The sequence below is a fragment of the Ruegeria sp. YTSA075 genome (assembly GCF_059610245.1).
The window spans coordinates 2,501-6,056 of the sequence record NZ_JBXWNG010000032.1 but is presented as its reverse complement, the minus strand read 5'-3'; the positions used below and the strand labels follow the sequence as shown (position 1 = coordinate 6,056).

Below are 3,556 nucleotides of genomic sequence, written 5' to 3'. Positions count from 1 at the left end.
TTGGTTGCGGGGAGAGGATTTGAACCTCTGACCTTCAGGTTATGAGCCTGACGAGCTACCGGACTGCTCCACCCCGCGCCAGGTGTTTTGCTGATCGTTTAGAGAGATATGTGGGCTTTTGCTAGGTTTGGCGGTGACCTACTCTCCCGGGGCTTAAGCCCAAGTACCATTGGCGCGGCAGTGCTTAACTTCCGGGTTCGGGATGGGACCGGGTGTTTCACTTGCGCTATGACCACCAAACCGAGGAAAAGCCCATGTCGACTTTCTTGCAGAGCAAGAAAGCGACGGGTGGCAGGCAGCGTATTCGCTTGCGAATGCGCGGTGCCACTCGGTTGTTATGTCACCCCTTTACGGGGTTTCACATCAATCAACGTTGTCCAACTCAAGGTCAGTGTATGCTTTTGGTGATTTGTCTTTCCATTACTGGATCAAATCAAGCCTATCGGGCGATTAGTACCGGTCAACTGAACGCATTACTGCGCTTACATCTCCGGCCTATTGACGTGGTGGTCTTCCACGGCCCTCAGGGAGACCTTGTTTTGAGGGGGGCTTCCCGCTTAGATGCCTTCAGCGGTTATCCTGTCCGATCATAGCTACCCAGCACTGCCGTTGGCACGACAACTGGTCCACCAGTGGATCGTTCACCCCGGTCCTCTCGTACTAGGGGCAACTCCTCTCAAGTCTCCTACACCCACGGCAGATAGGGACCGAACTGTCTCACGACGTTCTAAACCCAGCTCACGTACCTCTTTAAACGGCGAACAGCCGTACCCTTGGGACCTGCTCCAGCCCCAGGATGAGATGAGCCGACATCGAGGTGCCAAACACTGCCGTCGATATGGACTCTTGGGCAGTATCAGCCTGTTATCCCCGGCGTACCTTTTATCCGTTGAGCGATGGCCCTTCCACTCGGGACCACCGGATCACTATGGCCGTCTTTCGACTCTGCTCGACTTGTCAGTCTTGCAGTCAGGCTGGCTTCTGCCATTGCACTCAACGAGCGATTTCCGACCGCTCTGAGCCAACCTTCGCGCGCCTCCGTTACGCTTTAGGAGGCGACCGCCCCAGTCAAACTACCCGCCACGCAGGGTCCCGGATCCGGATAACGGACCGCGGTTAGACATCAAGAGTGCGAAGGGTGGTATCTCAAGGGAGGCTCCACAGGGACTTGCGTTCCTGCTTCAAAGCCTACCACCTATCCTGCACATCACAATCCTGATGCCAGTGCGAAGCTGTAGTAAAGGTGCACGGGGTCTTTCCGTCTAACCGCGGGAAGCCTGCATCTTGACAGGCAATTCAATTTCGCTGAGTCGATGTTGGAGACAGCGGGGAAGTCGTTACGCCATTCGTGCAGGTCGGAACTTACCCGACAAGGAATTTCGCTACCTTAGGACCGTTATAGTTACGGCCGCCGTTTACCTGGGCTTCAATTCAAGGCTCTCACCTCTCCTTTTAACCTTCAGGCACCGGGCAGGCGTCAGACCCTATACGTCGTCTTGCGACTTCGCAGAGCCCTGTGTTTTTAATAAACAGTCGCCACCCCCTGGTTTGTGCCCCCAGCCCCTAGTTGCCTAGGAACCGGGCCTCCTTCTCGCGAACTTACGGAGGTATTTTGCCGAGTTCCTTCAACATCGTTCTCTCAAGCGCCTTGGTATGCTCTACCAGTCCACCTGTGTCGGTTTAGGGTACGGTCTTATAGGAGGGCTATTTCCAGGAACCTCTCAGCAGCCCATTCAATCCAATAAGGATGAACTACCTCTGAGATCCGTCACCACTCCACGGCCCAGGAATATTAACCTGGTTCCCATCGCCTACGCCTTTCGGCCTCGGCTTAGGGGCCGGCTTACCCTGCTCAGATTAGCTTTAAGCAGGAACCCTTGGACTTTCGGCGAGAGTGTCTCTCACACTCTTTGTCGCTACTCATGTCATCATTCTCACTAGTGATCTCTCCACGGGATCGCTCACGCGCCCGCTTCATCGAAAAGACTTGATCCTGCGCTACCGCCTATTCGGCGACTTGAGCGCGATTACTCGCGCCAAATGACCAGCGGCAATACAGGATAAGTCTTATGTCACACTACGCTCTGCTACCGATGCTTACGCATCCCTAGACTTCGGCTCATGGCTTGAGCCCCGTTACATCTTCGCCGCAGGACAACTTATTTAGACCAGTGAGCTGTTACGCTATCTTTAAAGGATGGCTGCTTCTAAGCCAACCTCCTGGTTGTTTTGGTCGTCCCACCTGCTTTCCCACTTAGCCATGAATTGGGGGCCTTAGTCGTAGGTCAGGGTTGTTTCCCTCTCCACTACGGACGTTAGCATCCGCAGTGTGTCTGCCATCTAGTACTCCCGGGTATTCGGAGTTTGGTTAGGATCAGTAAGCCTGTGGGGCCCCATTACCCATCCAGTGCTCTACCCCCCGGGGTATTCGGATGACGCTCTACCTAAATAGATTTCGCAGAGAACCAGCTATCTCCGAGTTTGATTGGCCTTTCACCCCTAGGCACAGCTCATCCCGATCCTTTTCAACGGATGTGGGTTCGGTCCTCCAGTAAGTGTTACCTTACCTTCAACCTGGCCATGCCTAGATCACTCGGTTTCGGGTCTGATCCCACGAACTCATACGCCCTATTAAGACTCGCTTTCGCTACGCCTACACCTAACGGCTTAAGCTTGCTCGTGAGACCAAGTCGATGACCCATTATACAAAAGGTACGCCGTCAGATCTCGAGGATCCTCCGACTGATTGTAGGCGTTCGGTTTCAGGTACTGTTTCACTCCCCTCGTCGGGGTGCTTTTCACCTTTCCCTCACGGTACTGGTTCACTATCGGTCAGCAAGGAGTACTTAGCCTTCGAAGGTGGTCCTCCGATCTTCAGACAGAATTTCACGTGTTCCGCCCTACTTAATACGTCCGATCATGCTTCATATACGGGACTATCACCCTCTATGGTCCTGCTTCCCAACAGGTTCTATTCACACTCACGGCTCGGCTGGTCCCCGTTCGCTCGCCGCTACTAGGGGAGTATCAATTGATTTCCTTTCCTCCGGGTACTTAGATGTTTCAGTTCCCCGGGTTTGCCTTTATAACCCTATGTATTCAGGTCATAAATACCTGGTTAAGCCCATTATTGATTAGCAGAACTAACAATAACAAACTTTCAGGTGGGTTGCCCCATTCAGAGATCCATGGATCAAAGCTTATTCTCAGCTCCCCATGGCTTATCGCAGAGTATCACGTCTTTCATCGCCTCTTGCTGCCAAGGCATTCACCAAACGCCCTTCTCGCGCTTGATTTGATCCAGAAAAAGAAAGACACGACCTTTTTGTCCTACCGCCTATTCGGCTACTTGAGGACATGAACTCCTTCGGCCTTCGGCCTTCACAGTTCGGGGGGTCGGATCGATCGTGATCATCCAGCTGGTAACTAAAGATGATCGTTCTTCTGAACCAAAAACATACATTTCCCGCCCCCGCCACTTGGACGAGGACAATTGAGCAACCCCATATGGTCTCCCAGCCGTGCAGCTGATCAACGCAGGTCGCTCGGGTTAGTA

Annotated in this window: 1 tRNA gene and 2 rRNA genes; all 3 read right to left on the bottom strand. The window is 53.3% G+C overall.

The window, feature by feature from the left end:
- Position 1: 1 nt before the first annotated feature.
- Positions 2–78: transfer RNA gene (locus tag AC2FGE_RS20855), tRNA-Met, on the bottom strand.
- A gap of 47 nt (positions 79–125) precedes the next feature.
- A 5S ribosomal RNA gene (gene rrf, locus AC2FGE_RS20850) occupies positions 126–240 on the bottom strand.
- 189 nt (positions 241–429) lie between these two features.
- A 23S ribosomal RNA gene (locus tag AC2FGE_RS20845) occupies positions 430–3,296 on the bottom strand.
- Positions 3,297–3,556: the final 260 nt, after the last annotated feature.